Genomic DNA, 22,290 nt, shown 5'->3' on the forward strand with positions numbered 1-22,290 from the left:
TTTTAGAAAAGAATACAGAATAAAAGAAAGCATCATTGTAGTCAATGATGCTTTCTAAACTTGCGAAAAGTAAAAAATGTGAACTGTGTATGTATTAAAAAAGTCCGTAAATTTTATATCCCCCAACTTTTAATATATACTCTTCTGTTTATACATGCATTTGATTTTCTGCGTATTTATAAACAGTCTTTCCATCCCAAGCAAATAATTGTATAGCACTATATGGAGGTATTCTATATTCAAAACTTGCACTTTCTATTCTAAATGACTGTGGTTCTTTAAAGTGTGTATTTGATACCAATATTCGTTGCCCCTCAAAACATTCTTTTAATACAAAAAGCTGATTTGGATTATCACATCTAATGACCAACATTCTATTATCAGACTCATAATCATAAACGTATTGTTCTTGCTTAATCATTCTATGAGACAACCTCATTCTATTCTTTTCATGGGTAATCTCATCTTCAAGGGTCGCTAATTCTCCATTCGGAATAAATAAAGTATTAGGGTCTTCATTTGCTGATTTAAAGTTTGATTCAGCTTTTACTGATCCTAAAACATTTACAGAACCTAAAACATTCAGTTTATGAGCATTATCAGCTTCTATGCCTATACCAATATTTTTGCTTTCTCTGTTAAAGTTTATCCCTTCCCATTTACCATAAGCACTTGAATACTTATAGTATTTGCCTTCTAAACCAGCTAAAGAAACTCCTTCTTTTACATTATACAAACCAGAAGCTACTCCATTATAGGAATCTACAACAGCTAATCCGTTTCCTGTCTGATTGGTAAACTGATTGTTTACCGAGATGGCATTATTCCATTGGTTGATATTGTTTTGGTTAAAATGTCTGTCAGTCCAGATCATTCTTTCATCCATCCATGTACCATTTTCAGATGTTGACTGACTTAAATAAAAATCTTGTTCTGTATTGGATTGAGTCGCTGGACCTGTTATTCTCCATGCCTTATAAGCATCTTTCCAGCCTTTTAAGATCAAGGATGACTGCCAGTCTCTTCCCGGAACATGGTGGAATAATGGTAATAACTTACTATTAAGCTCTTTATTGTGGGTATTAGGAACAAATGTATCTGAACCATTTGAGCCTAAGCCATTGTCTTTTATCCTGGTATCAATTACACTTATCCCTCTTCTGACTCTGTCAAAAGATGACCCGTCATTTCTATAATATCTGGTATAATCTCCATTGGCATCACCATAAGTCTGTACATCGGATAATATATTTTGATAAGCAAGGTTCCATTGTTGAGCATTACCATAATTTTGTGTAGTAATATTACTATCTGTATGTATTCTTACCTTTTCTTTATATGTTGCTCCTCCATCTGTAGAAAATTCAAAATTGTATCCTCTTGAATCATCACTTCCCCCTCTCATATTACCCACTTTCCAGGAGGTATTATACCAGTTCAAAGTATGACCTGCCACTATTTCATCAACATTCTGAACAGATACATAAGTTTTAACAGAGTTCCTCTCATTACCTCTGGAAACAATCCTACCATTTGTCTGAAATTTATCATTATGATAATCCGTCTGATTATATCCGACAACTACATTACCACCACTCGGCTGTAAAAATAAATCGTAAGCATGAGGTGTACCATCAAATCTTTGCTGCTGTATATAACCCTGTCCTGAACTTACGATCCCCATACCCATTCCATAAGTTTCATCAATTGACGAAATCTTAGAAGGTATATTATTCGCATCTCCCACTATTGGTAAGCCTGCCTGGTCGGTATTCACAGTGACTCCTTGTGTGAAATTCTTTTTAGCTTTAATAATCTGAGCGTCATATAAGGTGACATAATTTTCTAATATGGACGGCGACACAAAATCTGAAGCTAATCTATGACCTCCACCTCCGGTTAAAAGATAGTTGTCATTAGAACCCGTTTTATTAAACCCTTTTGATGAAACCTGACCAGCATCCGTGAATTGTACACTATTATTAAAATCCCAGTCTTCAGCATTCTTTGTAACAGATGGTGCAAATACTAAATTGTTGTTGGTAGGCTTTTGAATTGCCCAGGATTTATAAGCCCCGTTTTTGAATTTAAAAGGTATTCTGTTGTAATAGGATTTGGCTGCAGATATAATTTCGTCCGTATTTCTTGTCTGGTAATCGCCGGGTTTGAAATTAACATTATCCCAAGCTACCCTCCAATTGGTCCAATTCCCCAGATATCCTCCTCGATAGGCTAATTCTCCTGCAGCTGTACTACCATCATTATGTTTTATCTGTAATTGCGATGTGGCTTCCTGTGCCCCCAGATGTAACATTGTACTTTTTAAATACTTTACCCCTCCTCCATCATTATCTGCTCTATAAACTCCAGAAGTGGAATTTCCTCCCAGACTATTGAAATTATCATTCGGTTGAACCGTTCTAGGGATGTAGTTATTATTAGCAAAATTAGTAAACCAGCTTCTTGTAGCTACCACATCAGAAGGTAAAACAATGATATTGGTATTATATTGGTCAAAATTCGACTCTATTGCATGAGACCATCCTATATTCCAGTCTAAATTATAGTATCCATATTTAGTTTCTACTTTCGCTACTTCAAATGAAAGATATCCGTTCCATAATGTATCTGCTTCTCCCAATAGGATACTCACATATCCATCGGCTCCTATTCCAACCCTTGCTGTAGTTGTAGGAAAATTGTCTGTTACTTCCCATATAGCTCTTGAGCCATTAGTTATTATAGTCCCTGATACATATTTGTAAAAAGCTACATTTACCTTTCCTAAGTATTGATTTTCATACCCATAAATATTAATATCAATATTAAACATCGCTTGTTCTGACGAAGCTTGTGGCATTTTGATAGCTAAAATACCGGTATGTCCTCCATCTCCATAGTAGCCTTGATATACTTTATTAAATATTCTCACCTCATTCTGGAGCTTACCAATAGATCCTCCGCCCTCGAATTCCAAATCTTTTGTCCCAATATTAACGTCCTTTGTTGCTCCATTATAAGGGATAAAGTTTTGTGATTGATCATAAATCTGAGAAGTAACCCAATCTCTGTATGCAAATTGTTTCCAGTCTCTGAATTTTCCTCCTGAAACATTTCTTACAAAAGAACCTTCATTACCATTAAACCCGAGCTGAACTCCATACCCTCCAGGATGCGATGCAATACTTACAATAGAATTTGCATTATCCGTCATCGAAAACATATGAGTAGAGTCATTATCTATTTTTTGACTGAATTTTAATTTATTTTCTTCAAATAATGAATCTGCATCTACAGTGCCAACCTCCGGACTTTGTAAAGACCGATGGCTATGATTAGTTGGTGAAAAGCCAGCAGGATTAAAATTACCGCTATGATAAACTTCATTGAAAGAAGAATCATCATTTCCATGATTACCTCTAAATAACAACTGAGATTTGGAAATAAGCAACTGAGATTTATGCGCCTGGTTATTTCCACCTACAGACAGATAATTACCTACCCATGAATTGATCCCTCCAGCTCCGGTTACAGCTCCATTTATCCAACCAAATTTATTTTCTTTAGCATATAAATCTGTTGGGGTTTGGTCATTAGTGATTAGATTAACAGAATCAATGTTTCCGGTATGTAAAAGTTCCGACCATTTTCTTACACCATTTATCCCTTCTTTCGTTCTGAACCAAAGTCTTGGGTCAGTTCCATCATGTCCGTTATTATAATATAGGTCTAAGTTATTTATATCAGTCGAGTACCCTTTAAACTTAATATAACCTCCATACGAAGCACCCTCAGGTCTGTCAGCTCCTCCCCAACCACTGGTATTATAAGATGAAACAAAACCACCATTTGGCAATTCAGCATCTAATGTAGTTGCCACATTTCCGACTGTACGGGCTAAAATATTATTATTACTGAAAAAATTTTCGTTGGAACCTGTTATCAAATTCAGGTCGGCAATAATCTCTGCATTTGTTCTTTGAGATATTTTTTTTGTTGTGGGATTCCATACCAAAACAAAGCCCTTATCATTTGAAACTGTCTTTACAATAATCTCACCTTCTACAGCGATATGATTATTAAAATATTCGGGCGCTATTAGTGATGCCATTAGTTAAGTCTTGCGGTTAAAGTAATTCTATATTCATTCAGGGTAAGCGGTGCCAAAACATCTATCTGTACTTTATTTTTAGATACAGGCATGCAGCTTACATTTATTTTTCTGTTATCAGCAATACGGTAACAGATATAATCAACATTCTGGGTATCCCAATCGTGAGTGATTGTAAAACTTGTGGAAAGACCATCTCCAATTTCTAATGTTTTGGATCTAATTTTTGCGTCCAAAGCAGCTTTTGTAGAGCTTGGTGTCATTGCTTTAGTTGTATCAACCCCCGCAATAGCTTCATTATTTGTAGCCAGTTGAATAATTCCCTTCACCGCATCTGTAGCATCTACAATGTCAGGAATTCCTTTTTCTATAATCTGATAATTTTTAGGTACATTGGAAGCATTATCGGTATTGGCAATAAGATGATCACCGGCAGAAACCGGCTCGTTACCTACCCATCCATTGGATGTAATCACCCACACCATCCCTGTTTTGATGTTAGCCGATGTAACTGGCGTAGGAGCCGTCATTGAACCTTTAGTACCAGAAGGAATATAGCCGCCCGGCTGATAGATCAATGCACCTGTAAGGCTTTGTCCCACCAGGTTTTCAATATAGGTTTTAATCTTATTGGATGACCAGGTATAGGTACCGGATTGCGTTGCGTCATTCAGGAAAATAGAGACAATATCTGCGTTGGTAAGATTTCTGCCTGCTACTTTAATAACATGTCCTGAGCTATTAGTCAGAAGCTGACTTAACAATAGAAGTCCGCTTGTCTGATCTGTCTGAAACGGATTATTAGTAAGCGGATAATCAGGATGTACATAATTTTGAGCCAGATTAATCCACTGGGTTCCATTCCACTGATGCAGCTCGTTTCTATAATCAATGATCCAACCCGGAAGTGCTTTATCCGTATTGGGAAATGTATCAAAATATTGAAAACGGGTGTTCTGCAACTCCCCAAAAAAATTATCCTGATGTGCGTTATTACTTATTATTGCGTTATTATTCATAGTTTTTGATTTTTTTATAGTTTAACTTTTAAAATGAGAATATTAATAGGATTATCAATTTCGCCAAACATCCTAATCTCTATGATTTGGTTGGTTGCATAGTCATCGACATTTATTTTTTTGCCTGTAACACTATCTCGAGCCTGAATGATCACATTTTCAGTTTCAAAAGGATTAGGAAATGTTGTACTTTTTGTAACCTGCACCACTGCACTGGTAGGAGTTTGTGATATCAGCAAAATCTTATCATAAATTTGCTTATTGAATTCCTGTTGATTTTTCGGACTTCCCAACCAATTGTAGTCAAGTATCAGCTTTACTTTGTCCTCTCTTGATTCTCCGGAAATAGCTTTTAGAGCCTCAATATCATTACGATTATTTTTAATGAAGTTGACAATTTCCTGAAGCTCATCTAACGACAAATCATTTGATGATAGTAGTTTTTTAATCTTTTCTATCTCTGATGCGAAGCCTTTATCTGCATCTTTCAACCCATTCACAAAGCCATCTACCTGTATTTTAGTATACACATTCCCGGGCTGTCCAGAACTGTCGATTGTAGCAACATTGCTAATTCCAAGTTTACTTTTCCAGTTATCAACATGAGTTGCAGTTAGATTACTGGCATTCAGTAAAGCCAAATATCCTGAGTGAGCTGCCGGGTCTTTTAAATGCTTTTTAAAATCTTCCGCACTGGCAAATAAGTGAGATAGATCCTCAAATCCTTCAATATTTTTGATAGGGATGATGTCATCCTTGTGATAAAAAGATAAAAACGTGGCTTTAAACTGCGCTTCTGTTGGAAAATCTCCAGTCTCAAACCAACTGAAAATTGTATTTAATGGTGTATTCATTTGATTATTAATAATTAGTTTTGATAAAATTGATATTACGGGGAAGGTTTATGAGCTTATTATCTTACAATGGAATGATATATTTTTTGAGCCTTTTTAATGTTACCTCCCTTTTATCATACTATGAACTAAGTGAATTACTTACTGGATGATTACCTAAGAAAATCATGGTTTGTATATTATTTTGGAATAGAGTTCCATATCAACAACATCACTTACCAATATTTTGGTTCGTGTAAATTGATAGAGTACCCCAGAGTTTTATAAGATCACATAATTTTGTTTTAATCATTTGGTTTTCGTGATCAAATTTTGCCATTTACAGCCTTTCTTTTCAAAATGAGATATATTTCCATCACCTTCCCCGTCCCAGCCATCGCTTCAGCTTGCTGCTTTTTTATAGCTCAAATTTCATCTTTCTTAAGCTCTTACAAAAGTTTATTGCCCTATCTATTCTGTAGTTGCAGTAATCTTTATATTTCTTAATTCAGATGATATTACTTTGTAATTTCAAGGTTCAAAATTCTATTTTTTTCAGTTCCTGTGAAAGTTTTTCGCCTCCTCTATTCTGTAGTTGCAGTAAGTCTATAGTTCATAAAAAAATATAAATGGGGAAGAAATAGTTTATAAAAGTATAGCTACTAATACACGAATGAATAAAAATCTAAGTATTAGTGATAAGAAAAGATAACCTCAACGGTTAGAAAACATCTAACCATTAGTTTTTTTAAGAAGATAAATACAATATGATATTTTCTGTGAGAGAATATTGGATAAGAAAATAAAAAAGCCTTAGAATTTTCATTCTAAGGCTTTTGCTTGCGGAGAGTGAGGGATTCGAACCCCCGGACCTGTTACAGTCAACAGTTTTCAAGACTGCCGCAATCGACCACTCTGCCAACTCTCCTGAAGTGCGACTATACCGTCGTTTTCAGTGGTGCAAATATAGAACGATTTTTAATTCCTGCAAAACTTTCGTAACACAAATTTTAACGAAACTTAATAATAGGCTAGAAATCAAGGGAATTATTTTATATTTTTACTAATCTTATCTTTTTAATTAAAAAAAACTTTTAACCATTATATAAAGTATGTTTCAATTTAATAACGAAAATTTAGAATTATTTAAAAAATCAAAGTCTGATGAAGATGTAAATATTATTGTTGGAGTAAATGGAAGTGGGAAGAGCACTTATCTTAATGAAATAGCAAAATATCATTTAAAAGAAGGGAAAACAGTAATTGGGGTTGCAAATACCATATATGATAAGTTCACAATAAAAGGAAAAGCAAAATTACTTAAAAGTTCAAGAGGTAAAAATATTGTAAAAAACTCTTTTAAAGAAATTATAAATATTTTAGAAAAACAAGATAATAGTAAAGCATTTTTTAATCTTTCTAGTCTTTTCACCTACATTAATTTTCGACCAAAGATTGAATTTAAAATTCAAAATTTAAATCCCAATTTTGAAAAAATAATTACTAATTCTCTTGATATTGACAATCGAGTAAAAAGTGATATTATTATTTCTCTTCAAAGAGCAGCTGATATTAGTTGGGGGGATATTCGTGTTTTTTTAGATTTTAATAAACATTATTTACAGAATATTCAACAAATTGAGTTCATTTTTCAAATTTTAAAATTTGAAAATAAACTTAAACAGCACAAAATTTTGCGAAGTGTTGAAATAAAGTTATATAAAGAATCCTCTTCTTTCCCTTTAAACAATTCAAGTTCAGGAGAATTAACATTGATTGCTTCTTTAATGTATATTAGTGTTAATATAGATGAAAACTCAGTTATCTTAATTGATGAACCAGAAAATAGCCTTCATCCTAATTGGCAAATGAATTATGTTAAAAAATTAAATGAACTATTTTATTTTTATCAAGCAAAAATAATTATTGCAACTCATTCTCCATTAATTATTAATGGTGCAGAGTTAGAAATGGAAAATGTTAATATTTTCAAAGGTATATCTTTTAAACGCTTTGTAAAACAATCAAAAGAATTAAAAAATGTGGAAGAAATTTATACCAATTATTTTGATGTGACTACTCCAGAAAACAGATACCTCTCTCAATTTATTATTGATAAATTCAATTTATTATCAAAAGAAAAGATGCTATACAATGATTTCAAGAATATGATAAATGAATTAATAATTAAATCATACGATAATAGGCAAAAACAAGCTCTTACTGGTATTCTTGAACTAGCTAATAATTATTCTTGATATGATTTATACAGAAGATGAATTAAACACCATCAAACAGGCAATATCTGAAGGGGGTGACATTTGGAATAATAAAATACTTACTCCACTTAAAAGGAAAATAAAAGATTATTATAGAAAAAAAGGTAAAGAACAATGTTGTTATTGTAAGAGAGATTTTGAAAATGAATTTAACATGATAATTGATATAGAGCATATTTTACCTAAAAGTCATTTACTATTTAAAGATTATATGTTTGAGATTAAAAATTTAAATATTTCCTGCAAAAGATGTAATATGAATATTAAAAAGGATCGAACTGATTTTATTGTAGACATAAGTACTATAAAACCAGATTATCATATCTCTAATAAGTATCACTTCATACATCCTAATTTCGATAGTTATTTTGAACACATTAGTTATAACATTCATATTATAGATGATAAAAAGCTAATTAAGTACATAACAAAAACAGAAAAAGGAAATTATACTTATAAATATTTCTTACTTGATAAAATTGAAATAGATACATTAAGTACAGCACAAGGAGTAAAATCAAATAATATAGAGCTAAATCCTGATTTACCTGCCGAAATAAAATTTAATCTCGAAAGTTTATTAAATCAACTATAACATCATATACAATTCGAAAAATAATTATCATTTGTAAAAATATAGGTATCTTTAAGAAAGCAGAAAAGAGAGTGGAGATGTAAGAATATATGATGAGGAATGGGAAAAACTAGCTAAAGCATTAGACGTTTCAGTGGATGATATTAAAGAGGAAAGAAATGCTCAGAATAATCAGAACACTGCCCTTAACGATAGCGCTAGCTTTAATGACAATGCAAGTATAAACTATAATCAGTTTTGCAATATTCCAAATTATCTATTAGAAAATCAGCAGGAATACATCAACCTTTTAAAGGAACAAATTGAGATTTTAAAAGCTGAAAATGCTAAATTAAAAAAGAAATAGTCTTTACAAAAATATACAGAAACGGCTGCCAAATGGCAGCCGTTCTTCGTTTAATACAACTAAAAAGCCACTACCCTTTTCCATAACTCCCTCTCACCACTTCCATAAGTATCTGAAGACCGTTTATACCCCCCGACACCCCCTTACCCAAGGGGGGTAAAACCACTTCAACAAGGGGCATTATCTACTTATGAAATGGCTAAAGACAGTATAAAAACTACCTTTAGAGGCTTCAGTAAGTACCTAAAGACGGTTCCGTAAGTGTCGCCAGCCCCTCCGTAAAGTACCAAAGAGGGCTGAAAAGTACTGATAAACTTAGTTTTTTTACTTTAAGAATACATTATATTTGCAATATTCATCAATTAATGATGGAGAGTATTAAAAACAATAACTATTTCAATGTTTACACAATCATTTATTAAAAAGTCGGTTCTTGCTGCATCTTTATTTCTATATTCTTCAGCTGTTTTTGCACAAAAAACACCTGTCAACATACTACCATCCGGACACCTTATTGTACAGGCTGAAGTGGAAGGTAAAAAAGGAAACTTTATTTTTGATACCGGCGGCGGGGTCAATCTTTTTCTGAACAACTTCTCCAAAGATCTTAGCCAAAAGGAATCATATAATTTCCTTACCTCTTTCCGTGCTACCGGAGAACAAATTACTGTACCCATGTTCAAATCAAAAGAGATCACTTTTAACGGTAAAAAGTTTAAAGATATCTGGTATGCTACCCACAATATGGAGATCAAGGGAATAGACGGGCTTATTTCCCTGCCAATGCTTTATGATACGGAATTTATTATAGATTACACCACCAAAGAAATTGTGTTTCCAAAAGAAAAATTAAGCGGAAAGAAAGTGGTAGATATTCAGCTTTCAACCAATGCTGACCAATCACTGGACATTACCACTTACATTCAGGTAAATGATATTAAAATCAATGTATTGCTGGATTCCGGTGCCGGTAATGATTCTTTCTGGCTGAGTGAAAGACTGATGAGTACTTTAGGGATAAAAAAAGAAGGGCTACAACTTATGGAGAAGAAAAGTGAATTTAATCCTGCCATTATCAATAAATTCTATAAGGGAAGCGTAAATTCTGTTTCCAATTCTTTTGCGAAAGTAGATAAGCCAAACGTATTTTTTGTGGAAGGGTTAATCTATGAAGGAAAAACAAGTATTAACTGGCTTGGTAAGAAACTGGGCTTTAATCTTAAGGAAAAGAAAATCTATATTTTGGATTAATAACTCCTCAATTATATAAAAACAAAACCTGTCCCAAAAAGAGACAGGTTTTTACTTTACCGGAGATTATCAGTAGGATCTTATACTTTCACATCAATGTGATTGATCCAGACTTGTTCCCGGTCTTGAGTTTTATTAAAATTCTCAAGTAAGTATTCATGGTTATAGTTTATTTTTTCGTCGAAATAGAGTTTCCCGTTGATATATACTTTTACTTTTTCATTCAAATCCACTGCTTCTGGTGAGATATTGATTGAAAACGATTGAATATTAGAGGTTTCAGCGCGGAAAACATTATTTCTATATTCTGCTTTTATTTTACCCGATTTTCTTGGAAAATCGAATGCATTTTTATCTACATCTTTCACCTTCAAACTATCATTATCATCATACACCAGCCATTTATTAATCTTAAAATTCAGTTCTTTATTCGCTTTATAATTTTTGCTTAAAGTATCTAATTTTATATTGGAAATCCAATCAACATTTCCATTCTTATTGTCATCAAATTCCCATGAAATTTCTTTTGGAAACGGATTTCTTTTCCTGTTTTTCAAATCATTAAAAATGATGTTGTAAGCCGGCTCCGATGCATCAAACTGAGGAAACCAATGTGGAAATCCATTATAACGGTATTCCTGGTAATCGGCGGCAAAACTTTTCATCAGTTTTGTGAAATCATCATTGGCATTTGACGGATAATAATAATCTTCATCCGTAGAAAAATTGATGAACGACCTGTTTTTAATATTCTCTACAAACGTTCCTCCGGTAAATACTTTTGGATACGTATTAAATCCATAAAATCCTGCAAACTGCGTAGATTGTTTCATCAGATAAGAGAAAGAACCTGTTGCCCCATTGGAATGCCCTGCTACAAAAACTTTATTATCATCAATATTAAGCGCTCTTTTAATCTGCTTAAGCATTTCCGGAATCATAAAAAAACCATCATCAGACAACATCCAATTGTATTGTTTATCCGCTCTTGGAAAAACCAGAATCACATCATTCTGATCTGCATATTTTGTGTAATATCTGTTCCATCCGCCTAAGTTCCATCCAGCCAACTGATAATCTATCAACTCGTTGTTTCTTACTGCCCCATGAAGAAAAAAGAGTAATGTATATTTCTTTTGAGGGTCATAATGCTGCGGCAGATGAATAAAAAACGAAGTCTTAGCCGAATCATTAATCTTGAACGGAATAGAATAATCACGATCTTTTTTAGATTGATAAGGATTAAAGTTTCTTATTTCCTTGTAAAGTTCTGCAACATTTCCTTTATTTTTCAGTGTATTTTTATTGATGCTGAAAAACTCATTTTCTTTTTTTTGCAATTCTTCATAAAACTGCTTTTTATATCCTGTAGCCTTCTGTTTTAAGGTCTTCCATCTTGGATCGGATAGCAGATTTTTATATTCTTTTTCTGCATCTTCTTCAAGAATGTAATTCCAGCCAGGAAAATTGTACCCTTCTCCCTTTATAGAAGAGAGTGACATAAGATATTGAAACGCTTTATCATTGTTTTTCAGTTTTGAAGCGAGAATTGATGCATTATATACCCCTTCCCCATCCTTATTTTCAGGATACATTCTGAATGCTTCTTCATACAGATCAAGTGCTTTTTTGTATCCTGCTTCGTCTTTAGCATTATCCATTAGCTCTGACGCTTTATCTGCTAATACGGAATAATTCTGCGCTTCTGCACAATAGCCTAACAAAACCAACAACATCGTCATGCAATATCTCATCAATACAATTTATAATACAAAACTAATAACAATGCATCAAAAAAACTTGTAAAAATGGGACATTACTGTTAAAATTGAAGGCAAATAAATATTATTAAATATTTTCAGATTTAAAAACAAAAAAACCGCTTCCATTCAAAAGCAGTTTCTCTATTTATTTTTATACAGGCAGGCTTTTATTCTCCCGCTGGCTCAAACAGTTCTATTTTATTTCCTTCCGGATCCATGATATGTACAAACTTCCCATATTCATAGGTAGCAATCTCATCCAGAATAGTTACCCCTTCCTTTTTTAATTCTTCTACCAATACTTCAATATTCTCTACATGATAATTGATCATAAAGTCTTTTTCAGAAGGTTCAAAATATTGAGTGGATTCTTTAAACAGACTCCATAAAGTATATCCTTTTTTATCAGAATCTACTTCTTTCCAATCGAATTTTGCTCCGTATGGGCTGGTTTCTACGCCAAGATGGGTTTTATACCAATCATTTACCTGCTCTGGATCTTTGCATTTAAAGAAAATACCACCGATTGCTGTTACTTTTTTCATGTCTATTGTTTTGATAATTTTATCTTAATGAATATAACTTCAAATTATTTTGAAACTTCACAAATATATTAATGTTTTCACTACATTTTTATAATGCTAATGCAAATTTTATTGGAAATAGCAAAGACGCAAGATGATATTAGATAAAGACTGTTTTAAGGCTTAAAGATTTTATCACCTATAAAATTATATACTTCTAAAAATATACTTTTAAATTACCATTCCTACACATAAAACACCAACTAATCTTATTTAAACAAAGAATAGTATTTCTATGATAAGCAGGCGTTTAAAAGACTAAGTAAATATTTAAAATTCGTGTATTAGTGGGAAAAAACATAGTGGATCATTGTTGAAGTCATCTATGGAGCAAACTCAAAATATTCTTGTGCTTTTACGGTTTTCCCACAATATTCCGGAGTATCCATACAAGCCTCAGCTCAAAATAAAAAAGCGCACCCTAAGGCACGCTTTCGTTTTATTGAAAAACTGAATATTAGTGTAATTCAGCTAAATATTTTTCTGCATCCATTGCAGCCATACATCCGCTTCCTGCAGCTGTAATAGCCTGTCTGTAGATATGATCCTGAACGTCACCAGCAGCAAAAACTCCCGGAAGATTCGTTCTTGAAGAACCTTTTTCTGTTAAAATATATCCGTTCTCATCAAGATCTACCTGACCTACAAAGATATCAGTATTCGGTTTGTGACCAATAGCGATAAAGATACCTTCAACATCCACTGTAGAAGTTTCCTGAGTCTGGTTATTGATGATTACCGCTCTTTCTACCAAGCTGTTCTCCCCTTCAATCCCGATTAGCTCATGGTGAAATTTCACTTCAATATTCGGAGTGCTTTCTACTCTGTGTACCATCGCTTTTGAAGCTCTGAACACATCTTTTCTTACTAATAATGTTACTTTTCTGCATAGTTTTGCAAGATAAGTAGCTTCTTCAGCAGCTGTATCTCCTGCTCCTACTACTACAACGTCTTTTCCTCTGTAGAAGAAACCATCACAAGTAGCACAAGCGGAAACTCCACCTCCTGCATATTTTTTCTCATCTTCAAGACCTAAATATTTTGCTGTAGCTCCTGTAGAAATAATAACCGATTTAGCAAGGATCTCTTTGTTACCTGCATATAATTTGTGAACACCACCTACTTCTTTAGAGAACTCAGCTTTAGTGATCATTTCGTAATGAACCTTAGTTTCAAATCTTTCTGCCTGTTTTTGCAGATCCATCATCATTTCAGGACCTGTAATACCGGCTGGATACCCTGGAAAGTTATCTACCTCAGTAGTTGTAGTTAATTGTCCACCTGGCTCCAAACCTGTATATAATTCAGGTTTAAGGTCTGCTCTTGCTGCATAAATAGCAGCTGTAAAACCAGAAGGTCCGGATCCAACGATCACACAATCTAAAATGTTTTGCTCCATAATCTATTTGTTCAAAAAAGATTTAATTAAATTAAGACTGCTAATTTCGTGATTTTTGCCGTCTTTTTAAAGTTATTTTAATGATAGTTGTCAATAAGAGATATGCGGATTGTCAATGAGGGTACGAGATGCGGGTTTCGAGACGCGGGATGCGTGTTCAGGTTTAGAACAGGTTCTATATATTTAATAACTATATTCCTTGTCTATTATCTATTCCTCTATAATTCAGCATTCGTTTTACCCTTTCAATCTAAAACACTCTTACGCTCAAACATAAAATCAAACCTTCATTTTAATCTTATCTACGTTAATAATTTTATATACCAACTCTTTAATCAACTCAGCCTCTCCCATATTGACAGCTCCAAGCCCCTTTCCTTTCATGTCAAATTCTCTTAAAATAGAAATGACTCTTGTTGCATGTTTTAAAGGATATAGTCTTGCACTTTCTGCATAATCTTTAACGAAATAAGGATTTACCCCCATTTGTGAAGCAATAGTCTGAGGAGATTGCCCTGGCATGGTCTGATAAATGATAACACTGGAAAAATAGTTGTAAAGGCTTGCCAGCATCATTACAAAAGGATTGTTCTTTGGATTCTTCCCCATAAAATGAGCAATCTTAAAGGCTGCATTGGCATTTTTGGTACCCAAAGCTTTCTGAAGTTCAAAAATATTGTATTCCTTGCTGATTCCGATGTGGTTTTCAACGATAGTTCCGTCCAAAACTTCTCCTTCTTTAAGGATAATTTTCAGCTTATTCAACTCATTAGCAATTCTTGAAAGATCATTTCCGAGATATTCTGCTAAAAGATGAGAAATATTGGGTGCTGTTTTGATATTAAGCTTGATACATTCGTCTGAGATCCACTTGGGAAGATTACTTTCCTTCACAGATTCACTAAGGAAAAGAACTTTGGCTTTATCAAGAGCTTTGGCTGCTTTTTTTCGGCTGTCAAGCTTTTTATGTTTATGGGCAAAGACCAGTACTGTAGACGGAACAGGATTTTCTACATAAGCTTCAAGAATTCTGTTTTCATCCTCATTGAATTTCAGATCCTGAGCTTCTTTTACGATGATCACCTGCTTGTCTCCCATCATCGGAAACTGCCTTGCCAAAGAAAGAACTTCCTGATATGAAGTATCTTTTCCATAAGTAACAGTTTGGTTAAAGGCTTTTTCGTCCTCCTCCAAAAAGTTATGTTCAAGGGCTTTTACAGCGACATCAATAAAGTAGGCTTCTTCTCCGTGAAAAAAATAAATAGGTAAAACTTCTTTATTTTTAATATTTTTGAGGATTAAATCTAATTCTTTCATCTTATTAATGGAACTTCCAAAACTGAATTTTCAGGAAACTTTTGATTTTAAATTCAAGAAAGACAAAGATAAGTTTTTTATTTATGATTTGGTTCGCAAAACTTATCTTCTGCTCACTCCTGAGGAATGGGTAAGACAGCACTGGATACATTATTATCTTACAGTAAAATCCTACTCTACATCGGCATTGATCACTGAAAAAAAGATCATTCTCAATGGTTTAACCAAAAGAATTGACCTTTTAGTCACCGAAAAAACTGAACCTGTAATTCTTATTGAATGCAAAGCTCCACAGGTAAAACTTACGGAAAAAACATTTGAACAGACCGCAAGGTACAATTCTGTTATCGGGGCTAAAGAAATTATTCTTACCAATGGATTACAGCATATTAATGCATATTATGAAGATGAAAAATATGTGTTTTATAAACCACAATAAAGGATAAAAACAGATACTACAATATATATGAAAATTAAAAATATTATATTCGATTTCGGAGGAGTTTTAATGGACTGGGATCCTAGATATTTCTTTAAAGATTATTTCAAGGATGATGAAAAAATGGAATATTTCCTTGAAAACATTGCTCAGGATGAATGGAATATTGAACAGGACAGAGGAAGAAGTCTTTCAGAAGGAACAGAAATTCAGGTAAAAAAGTTTCCTGAATGGGGAAAAGAAATCAGAGCTTTTTATGATAACTGGACCGTAATGCTGAAAAGCGATATTCCTCAGAATGTTGAAATTCTTAGAAAACTAAAAAACACTGATTATCATCTATTTGGACTAACCAACTGGTCTGCAGAAACTTTTCCTTATGCTTTAGAAAATTATGATTTCTTCCAAATTTTTGATGGAAAAATTGTGGTTTCAGGAACAGAAAAATTAATCAAACCAGATCCTAAAATATGGCATGTTTTATTAGAAAGATACGATATTCAGGCAAGCGAGTCAGTTTTTATTGATGATAATTCGAAGAATATTGAAGCAGCAAAATCTCTTGGTTTCAATACTATTCATGTTTTACCTGATACCGATCTAAAACAAGAACTTGTACATCTGGGCGTAGAGTTCTAATTCTTGTAACATCTTATTTAAAATCCTCAATTAAGTTATTTTTATTAATTTGGTTGAGGATTTTTCATGAATATGAGAGAACTTTTTAAATCATCACAAAATAAAAAAATATGATACGTTCAATCTTACTTACCGCATGTATTATGGCATCAGGAACCCTTTTAAGTCAAAATCTTAAAACGGTTTCCTATCAGGATGGTTCACAAAAACTGAATGGTTTAATCACTTCTAATGCAGGTAAAAAACTTCCCGGAGTTTTAATCCTTCCTGCCTGGAAAGGAATTGATGAAGAAGCTAAAACTGCAGCTCTTGAACTTGAAAAACAAGGCTATATTGCTTTTATCGCTGACATTTATGGTGAAGGAAAAATCCCTGCAAATAATGAAGAAGCAGCCAAAAGTTCAGGATATTATAAAAAGAATTATGCAGAATATCAAAAACGAATTTCTCTTGCTTTAGACCAGTTAAAGAAAAACGGAGCAATTTCTGATAAAACAGCCGTGATTGGATACTGTTTCGGAGGAACGGGAGCTTTAGAATCAGCAAGAGGAAATTTACCCGTTGCAGGAGTAGTTTCCATTCATGGAAGTTTGGGAAGAGATCAAAACCGAAAAAATGAAAAATTAACAGCTAAAATATTGGTTGAGAATCCGGCAGATGATAAAAGTGTAACTCCTGAAGATTACAATAACCTCATCAAGGAAATGAACGAAGGAAATGCAGACTGGCAAATCATTACCTATGCTCATTCTAAACATACCTTTACAGACCCAAAATCACAGGATTATAATGAAGTAATGGCTAAAAGAGCCTGGAATCATACCCTATTATTCCTGAAAGAGCTATTAAAGTAATGTTTTATGTAATGAAACAATCTGACAGTTTAACAATGTACCAATAATTGATATATTCAGAAATTGGTACATTGTTGTATTGATCAATGATCAGAATTATTTTGCTTCCAGTTCAGCAGTATATGCTTTTGGAGAATATTTAGTTAAAGAACCTGTAGCCGCATCAATTCCCACACCGATAGCTCCACCAAAAAGAATGTTCAGTAATGTCACCGGATTGAAGTTTTTGGTCAATTTTACTTCCTTATCATTAAATCCTTCTTTCTTAAAAGTAACAGTTTGTTTGCTCAGTGACCTTGGAATAGGCATTACGCAAGGAGTAACACATTTTTCAATTCCTTTATGGAGTACCGTAGCACCTTCTGGAGTTGAATTGAAAGTAATTTTATCACTGGTTCCTGTAAAAATAGAGGCACATGAAGTTGTAGAAAGTGCGATTCCCAGTAATAATACGATTGATAATTTGTTTTTCATATATCTTAATAAAAGTTTAATACGCTAGTAGTTTTCAGCGCGCGAACTTACAAAATAATTGAAAACTACGAGCATGGATATCTGATGATATAATAACCAAATATCTAACTAGTTGATTCTCCAATCCATTTTTTTAAGATTATATAACTCTATTATTCTTAAACAAAAAAATAACCTTATTTCTAAGGTTATTTTTCATTTATATCATTAAAATATTATCGTTTTGATAGACGACTAATAATTAATTACCTCACTCTTCTTCCCTGTTGACAAGTTCCATGGAAAATGCAGGAAGACAAATCGCAAGGTATTCACAAGCATCTGAAAACGGATTGCTGTAACGGATTCTTGCTCCTTTTTCGATAAGGATACTTTGTCCTTTCTCTAAAACCACAATCTCACCGTCTATTTCAAACTGTTTTTTCCCTGAAATAATATAAGTAAATTCATCAAATTCCGGTGTCTGATGTGGTTCACTCCAACCCGGAGGTGCTACCATATGAGCAATGGAAACATTTGAATTACCTGTAGAGTTTCCCCAATGTTCTTCAATGAGTTTTCCATCATTGGTAGGAACTACGAATGGCGATTGCTGAATTTTATATTTTTTCATATCCAGTTTTCTTTTTTGATCTCGTATACAAAATTTGTTCTCGTGGGTTCTGCAAAGTAGGCAACTTCCTCTTCTGCTATTTTTTCACCACCTAATTTTTCCAACGCCTTTTGTGAGCGATAATTTTCTTTCCCGATATGGAAATGAACCTTATCTACGAATTGGAAAATATAATCCAGCATCAGTTTTTTTACTTGTGGATTGATTCCTTTTCCCCAGGATTTTGTTCCGTAGAAGGTATATCCTATGAAAATATGATTATCATCTTGATCAAAGTTGTAATAACGGCTGCTTCCTAATACATCGCCGGTAGATTTCTCAACGATTTTGAAAGCTCCTTTACTTTCTATAGCTCCTCTAAAAAAGTTTTCAAAAATTTCTCTTTGATAACGATCTTTGTTTGGATGCTGCTCCCATACTTTTGGATCGGAAGCCACTTCATATAAAGATTCAAAATCCCCTTGTTGTAAGGGGATTAATTGAAATTCTTCATTTTCTAAAACAGGTTGAACAGAAAAATCCATTTCTTATCCCTTTTTGTTAGAGTCTGATTCTATCTTCTTGATTTCTTTTAATTTATCAGAAATCTTGATTACAGTATCTAATTTTGTTGGTTTCAATGGAATTTCAGCCTGAGCCATATCCCACTTGATTACCAAATTTCCTGAGTTTTCATCTGTAGGATTCAGGGTGATTTCAAACCATTCCTGCTTGTCTGCTAACTTATTTACCGGTACAGTAACGTCTACTACATCCTGTTTAGGATCATAAGTATACGCTCCCCATTGTTGGAAGTCTTTATTAAGAATTACTTTCCATTCTTTTTCAGTAGGAACAATGAATAATCCATAAGTACCTGCAGGAACATTTTTCCCACCAAAATTAACTGCCTGTCCGAAGGTTACTTTTGTAGACGAGTTAGCTCCTGCTCTCCAAACCTGACCATAAGGAACCAGTTCTCCAAAAATCTTACGCCCTTTTACTCCCGGTCTTCCATAGTCTACAGAAATTTTAGACATAGAAAATTGTTGTTCTACCTTCTGGCGCGGGCTTGCCGCTGGCACAGAATAATCCTGTGCAAAAGTGAATGCTGAAACTGAAATGCAAACTGCTATTAATAACTTTTTCACGTGTAAATTTTTGCTTAAAATTACGAAAATCAAAATAAAATAGCTTTCTCCAGCTCCAATAATTTTTGTTTTCTCCAGATTCCTCCTGCGTAGCCCACCAATTCTCTACTAGATCCAATAACACGATGACACGGAATTAAAATGGCTATTTTATTGATCCCATTGGCTGTTCCAACAGCGCGTATTGCTTTTGGATTTCCTAAAAATTCAGATTGTTGTTTATAGGTTCTGGTTTCTCCCATCGGAATCTCACGAAGCAACTGCCATACTTTCTCCTGAAATTCCGTTCCTGTAGTAAATAAAGGAACATTAAACTGTGATCTTTTCCCTTCAAAGTATTCTTGCAGTTCTTCTTCTAACTGCTGAAAATGTAAATGTTCTTTTTCTACTATTTCCGCTTTTAAAGTTTTGGACAGGGCTTTGAATTGTTTCTCAATATTTTTCCTGTCTGTAAATTCAAGCAAACATATTCCCTGATCTACGGCACAGGCTATCATTTCTCCCAATGGAGTTTGTATTGTTTTTTGGTATATGATTTCCATTAATTTAAAATTACTACTTTTTTGGAATTCATGTATTGAATTTTATATATTCTTTAAAACCTGAACAGCCTGAACGATGTGTCTCTCATTATGATGGATTACAAACCTAAAAGTATCACCCAGTTTTAATGTGATCATTTTTGAGATACTGATTGCCGTTTTTGTTTTTTCAAGATCAATTTGTTCTGCTTTGTTTAATAACTCAAGCCATTGCTTCTGCTGTTGAATAAACGTCTTCACAACTTCTTTATTCAATTGGCTGTGGATCGGATTCATTGTCTTAAGAGTTTTCATCTTATTGAGTTTTTCTTTTGGAAGCATACTTTTAGCAAAATAGTTTCCAAGAATTCCGGGCTTAAAATCTGATTTGAATGAGGTTTTGGAGGAAGAGATTCTTTGGGTAACTTCCGGGATATAAAAATCTCCGTAGCGATTCAAATGTTCAAAGCATTCCAATACGCTCCAACTGTCTTCGGAAACTCTGAAATTCAATTCATTTTCGGGTTTGAGTAAAAGTGATTCAGCATATTGTAAATGGTCTTCAGTTTTGCCTTTTAATTCATTTAACAATTGTATGGTTGAAATTTTCATTGTTGTTTTTTGACAAATTTCCGGATCATTTTGCTATTAAATATTGATTGAACTCAAGATTTTTTAAGCCTTGAAAGGGTTTCGGGTGACATTCTCAGATAGTTGGCAATATATTTATTGGGAATTTCCTGAAATAGCTTCGGACTTCTTTTCAATACTCGGGCAAAACGTTCTGAAGGCGCGTTGATGAGTAAGTCTTTTTCTCGTTCCAATTGTTGTAATACCAAATCTTCTAAGGTCTGCATCCAGAATTTCATATGTTCTTCACTGGCGTTAATAAATTCATAGAAATTCTTTTTCGGGACTATTTTCACTTTAGTTTTTTTAATTGCCTGAATAGAAAGATCTGATGGTTTTCCGGAGAGAAATGAATCAAGGGAAACAATAATATTCCCTGTGTACCCAAAACGAATGATTCTTTCTTCACTTTCATCAGTCATGAAGATTCTTACGCTGCCTTTTTCTATAAAATAGATATGAGTATCTGTACTTCCAGGGATTTTCAGGAATTCATTTCGGCTGAATTCTTTTTCTTCCCAAGAGATTCCGCTTTGAAGTAAATGTTCAACCATCTCATTTTATTTTTGGTGTTCCAAAGATAATGGGTAATTTTAAAGGTTTAAACACCAATCGCGAATAATGCTTAAAAAAATCAACATCTTATTTCTGTTATCTATAGGATTTTCAGGAGCAAAGGCTCAGCAAACCATTCCTTTTCGGGTTACAAAGTCTAATAATATCATTGTAAAAACGCTTGTTAATAAAAAAGATTCATTGCATCTTATGTTTCAGATTGCAATGAAAGACGGTGCTATTTCTCCTGATAAGCAACATAAGGCAGATCATATTATCTTCAATAAAGAAGAAATAAGTGATAATAATACGGTTGATATTGGAAATCTCAGTTGGAAAAACATCAGCTTCATGGATAACCAGTTAACAGGTCCTGAAGCAGACGGAAAAATAGGAACTGCTCTTTTTGAAGGTAAAACTTTTAAAATTGATTATGATAACAATGAATTTGTGATTTACAATGAAAAACAGCCGGATTTAACAGGTTTCCAACCGATTAATATTATAATGGATCATGAAGCTTTTTATATTCCAGCAGATAACGTAGTGGACGGTGTTCAGCAACAGGAAGCTTATTTTGCTCTTCAATCTGGTTATTCAGGAGGAATACTATACAGTAATGATTTTACGGAAAAGTACCAATTGGATAAAAAATTAAAGGTTCTGGGAGAGAAAGCACTGAAAAACTCAAGAGGGGAAAGTCTAATCACGAAACAAGCTGTCCTTCCTTTTTTTAAGCTTGATCATTTTGTCTTTAAAGATCTTTCCATTGGATTTTTTGCCGGAGATCTTAAAACTCAAAATGTAAGTTATTTTGGGGCAGACATGCTTCGCAGGTTTATCTGGATCTTTGATTCTAAGAGAAATATAGCTTATATCAAACCTAGCAAATACTATTCACAACCTTATTATAAAATATAATTCAAAAGATAAATTCA

The 22,290-nt window shown here is 33.4% G+C and carries 22 protein-coding genes and 1 tRNA gene; 8 read left to right on the forward strand and 15 right to left on the reverse strand.

Annotation, left to right across the window (positions count from 1 at the left end; translation table 11 throughout):
* Window positions 1–148: 148 nt before the first annotated feature.
* The 4 genes from BW983_RS13830 to BW983_RS13845 form a co-directional block, all read right to left on the reverse strand.
* Complete coding sequence (locus BW983_RS13830) at window positions 149–4,111, reverse strand: hypothetical protein (protein ID WP_076552491.1); 3,963 nt, start codon at window positions 4,109–4,111, stop codon at window positions 149–151.
* The gene (locus BW983_RS13835) at window positions 4,111–5,130 is read right to left on the reverse strand and encodes a hypothetical protein (RefSeq protein ID WP_076552492.1); all 1,020 of its coding nucleotides are present in this window, start codon (window positions 5,128–5,130) and stop codon (window positions 4,111–4,113) included. Before BW983_RS13835 ends, BW983_RS13830 begins: the two co-directional genes overlap by 1 nt.
* A 14-nt stretch (window positions 5,131–5,144) precedes the next feature.
* Entirely contained in the window at window positions 5,145–5,984 is an 840-nt protein-coding gene (locus BW983_RS13840; protein ID WP_076552493.1) for a hypothetical protein, read from the reverse strand.
* A gap of 822 nt (window positions 5,985–6,806) precedes the next feature.
* Window positions 6,807–6,891: transfer RNA gene (locus BW983_RS13845), tRNA-Ser, on the reverse strand.
* Window positions 6,892–7,075: 184 nt separating this feature from the next.
* Between BW983_RS13845 and BW983_RS13850 the strand changes: the two genes are divergently transcribed.
* The 4 genes from BW983_RS13850 to BW983_RS13865 all read left to right on the forward strand — a co-directional run bounded on the left by BW983_RS13850 (window position 7,076) and on the right by BW983_RS13865 (window position 10,434).
* On the forward strand, window positions 7,076–8,221 hold the full coding sequence (locus BW983_RS13850; protein WP_076552494.1) for an AAA family ATPase: 1,146 nt from the start codon (window positions 7,076–7,078) through the stop codon (window positions 8,219–8,221).
* A gap of 1 nt (window position 8,222) precedes the next feature.
* Complete coding sequence (locus BW983_RS13855) at window positions 8,223–8,837, forward strand: HNH endonuclease (protein WP_076552495.1); 615 nt, start codon at window positions 8,223–8,225, stop codon at window positions 8,835–8,837.
* A gap of 133 nt (window positions 8,838–8,970) precedes the next feature.
* The gene (locus BW983_RS13860) at window positions 8,971–9,183 is read left to right on the forward strand and encodes a hypothetical protein (RefSeq protein WP_076552496.1); all 213 of its coding nucleotides are present in this window, start codon (window positions 8,971–8,973) and stop codon (window positions 9,181–9,183) included.
* Between the two features lie 399 nt (window positions 9,184–9,582).
* Entirely contained in the window at window positions 9,583–10,434 is an 852-nt protein-coding gene (locus BW983_RS13865; protein WP_076552497.1) for a pepsin/retropepsin-like aspartic protease family protein, read from the forward strand.
* Between the two features lie 80 nt (window positions 10,435–10,514).
* On the opposite strand, the gene BW983_RS13870 is transcribed toward BW983_RS13865, so the two are convergent.
* The 4 genes from BW983_RS13870 to holA all read right to left on the reverse strand — a co-directional run bounded on the left by BW983_RS13870 (window position 10,515) and on the right by holA (window position 15,497).
* Window positions 10,515–12,188, reverse strand: a complete 1,674-nt coding sequence (locus BW983_RS13870; RefSeq protein WP_076552498.1) for an alpha/beta hydrolase — start codon at window positions 12,186–12,188, stop codon at window positions 10,515–10,517.
* A 176-nt stretch (window positions 12,189–12,364) separates the two neighbouring features.
* Window positions 12,365–12,742: a VOC family protein gene (locus BW983_RS13875; protein WP_076552499.1), complete on the reverse strand. Its 378-nt coding sequence runs from the start codon at window positions 12,740–12,742 to the stop codon at window positions 12,365–12,367.
* Between the two features lie 496 nt (window positions 12,743–13,238).
* Window positions 13,239–14,180, reverse strand: a complete 942-nt coding sequence (trxB, locus tag BW983_RS13880) for a thioredoxin-disulfide reductase (protein WP_065394018.1) — start codon at window positions 14,178–14,180, stop codon at window positions 13,239–13,241.
* Between the two features lie 279 nt (window positions 14,181–14,459).
* Window positions 14,460–15,497 carry a DNA polymerase III subunit delta gene (gene holA / locus BW983_RS13885; RefSeq protein WP_076552500.1) on the reverse strand — a complete coding sequence of 346 codons (1,038 nt, stop codon included), beginning with the start codon at window positions 15,495–15,497 and terminating at the stop codon, window positions 14,460–14,462.
* A 7-nt stretch (window positions 15,498–15,504) separates the two neighbouring features.
* Between holA and BW983_RS13890 the strand changes: the two genes are divergently transcribed.
* The 3 genes from BW983_RS13890 (at window position 15,505) to BW983_RS13900 (ending at window position 17,429) form a co-directional block, all read left to right on the forward strand.
* The gene (locus tag BW983_RS13890; protein WP_076552501.1) at window positions 15,505–15,936 is read left to right on the forward strand and encodes a type I restriction enzyme HsdR N-terminal domain-containing protein; all 432 of its coding nucleotides are present in this window, start codon (window positions 15,505–15,507) and stop codon (window positions 15,934–15,936) included.
* 27 nt (window positions 15,937–15,963) lie between these two features.
* Window positions 15,964–16,575 (forward strand): HAD family hydrolase, encoded by a 612-nt coding sequence (locus tag BW983_RS13895; RefSeq protein ID WP_076552502.1) that lies wholly within the window; start codon window positions 15,964–15,966, stop codon window positions 16,573–16,575.
* A 110-nt stretch (window positions 16,576–16,685) separates the two neighbouring features.
* On the forward strand, window positions 16,686–17,429 hold the full coding sequence (locus BW983_RS13900; RefSeq protein ID WP_076552503.1) for a dienelactone hydrolase family protein: 744 nt from the start codon (window positions 16,686–16,688) through the stop codon (window positions 17,427–17,429).
* Between the two features lie 96 nt (window positions 17,430–17,525).
* On the opposite strand, the gene BW983_RS13905 is transcribed toward BW983_RS13900, so the two are convergent.
* The 7 genes from BW983_RS13905 to BW983_RS13935 form a co-directional block, all read right to left on the reverse strand.
* The gene (locus BW983_RS13905) at window positions 17,526–17,903 is read right to left on the reverse strand and encodes a peptidase associated/transthyretin-like domain-containing protein (RefSeq protein WP_076552504.1); all 378 of its coding nucleotides are present in this window, start codon (window positions 17,901–17,903) and stop codon (window positions 17,526–17,528) included.
* A gap of 250 nt (window positions 17,904–18,153) precedes the next feature.
* Window positions 18,154–18,516 (reverse strand): cupin domain-containing protein, encoded by a 363-nt coding sequence (locus BW983_RS13910; protein WP_076552505.1) that lies wholly within the window; start codon window positions 18,514–18,516, stop codon window positions 18,154–18,156.
* Entirely contained in the window at window positions 18,513–19,040 is a 528-nt protein-coding gene (locus BW983_RS13915; RefSeq protein ID WP_076552506.1) for a GNAT family N-acetyltransferase, read from the reverse strand. The genes BW983_RS13910 and BW983_RS13915 overlap by 4 nt, the downstream gene beginning before the upstream one ends.
* A 3-nt stretch (window positions 19,041–19,043) precedes the next feature.
* Window positions 19,044–19,646: a DUF2911 domain-containing protein gene (locus BW983_RS13920; protein WP_065394149.1), complete on the reverse strand. Its 603-nt coding sequence runs from the start codon at window positions 19,644–19,646 to the stop codon at window positions 19,044–19,046.
* Window positions 19,647–19,675: 29 nt separating this feature from the next.
* Window positions 19,676–20,188 carry a methylated-DNA--[protein]-cysteine S-methyltransferase gene (locus tag BW983_RS13925; RefSeq protein ID WP_076552507.1) on the reverse strand — a complete coding sequence of 171 codons (513 nt, stop codon included), beginning with the start codon at window positions 20,186–20,188 and terminating at the stop codon, window positions 19,676–19,678.
* A gap of 42 nt (window positions 20,189–20,230) precedes the next feature.
* On the reverse strand, window positions 20,231–20,779 hold the full coding sequence (locus BW983_RS13930; RefSeq protein ID WP_076552508.1) for a DinB family protein: 549 nt from the start codon (window positions 20,777–20,779) through the stop codon (window positions 20,231–20,233).
* Window positions 20,780–20,832: 53 nt separating this feature from the next.
* A complete protein-coding gene (locus BW983_RS13935) occupies window positions 20,833–21,351 on the reverse strand; it encodes a Crp/Fnr family transcriptional regulator (RefSeq protein ID WP_076552509.1) in 519 nt (172 codons plus the stop codon).
* Between the two features lie 67 nt (window positions 21,352–21,418).
* Here BW983_RS13935 and BW983_RS13940 point away from each other — a divergent pair, with 67 nt between their 5' ends.
* The gene (locus BW983_RS13940; RefSeq protein WP_076552510.1) at window positions 21,419–22,273 is read left to right on the forward strand and encodes a hypothetical protein; all 855 of its coding nucleotides are present in this window, start codon (window positions 21,419–21,421) and stop codon (window positions 22,271–22,273) included.
* Window positions 22,274–22,290: the final 17 nt, after the last annotated feature.

This window comes from Chryseobacterium ureilyticum, assembly GCF_900156735.1.
In the GTDB taxonomy this organism is placed as follows: Bacteria; Bacteroidota; Bacteroidia; order Flavobacteriales; family Weeksellaceae; genus Chryseobacterium; species Chryseobacterium ureilyticum.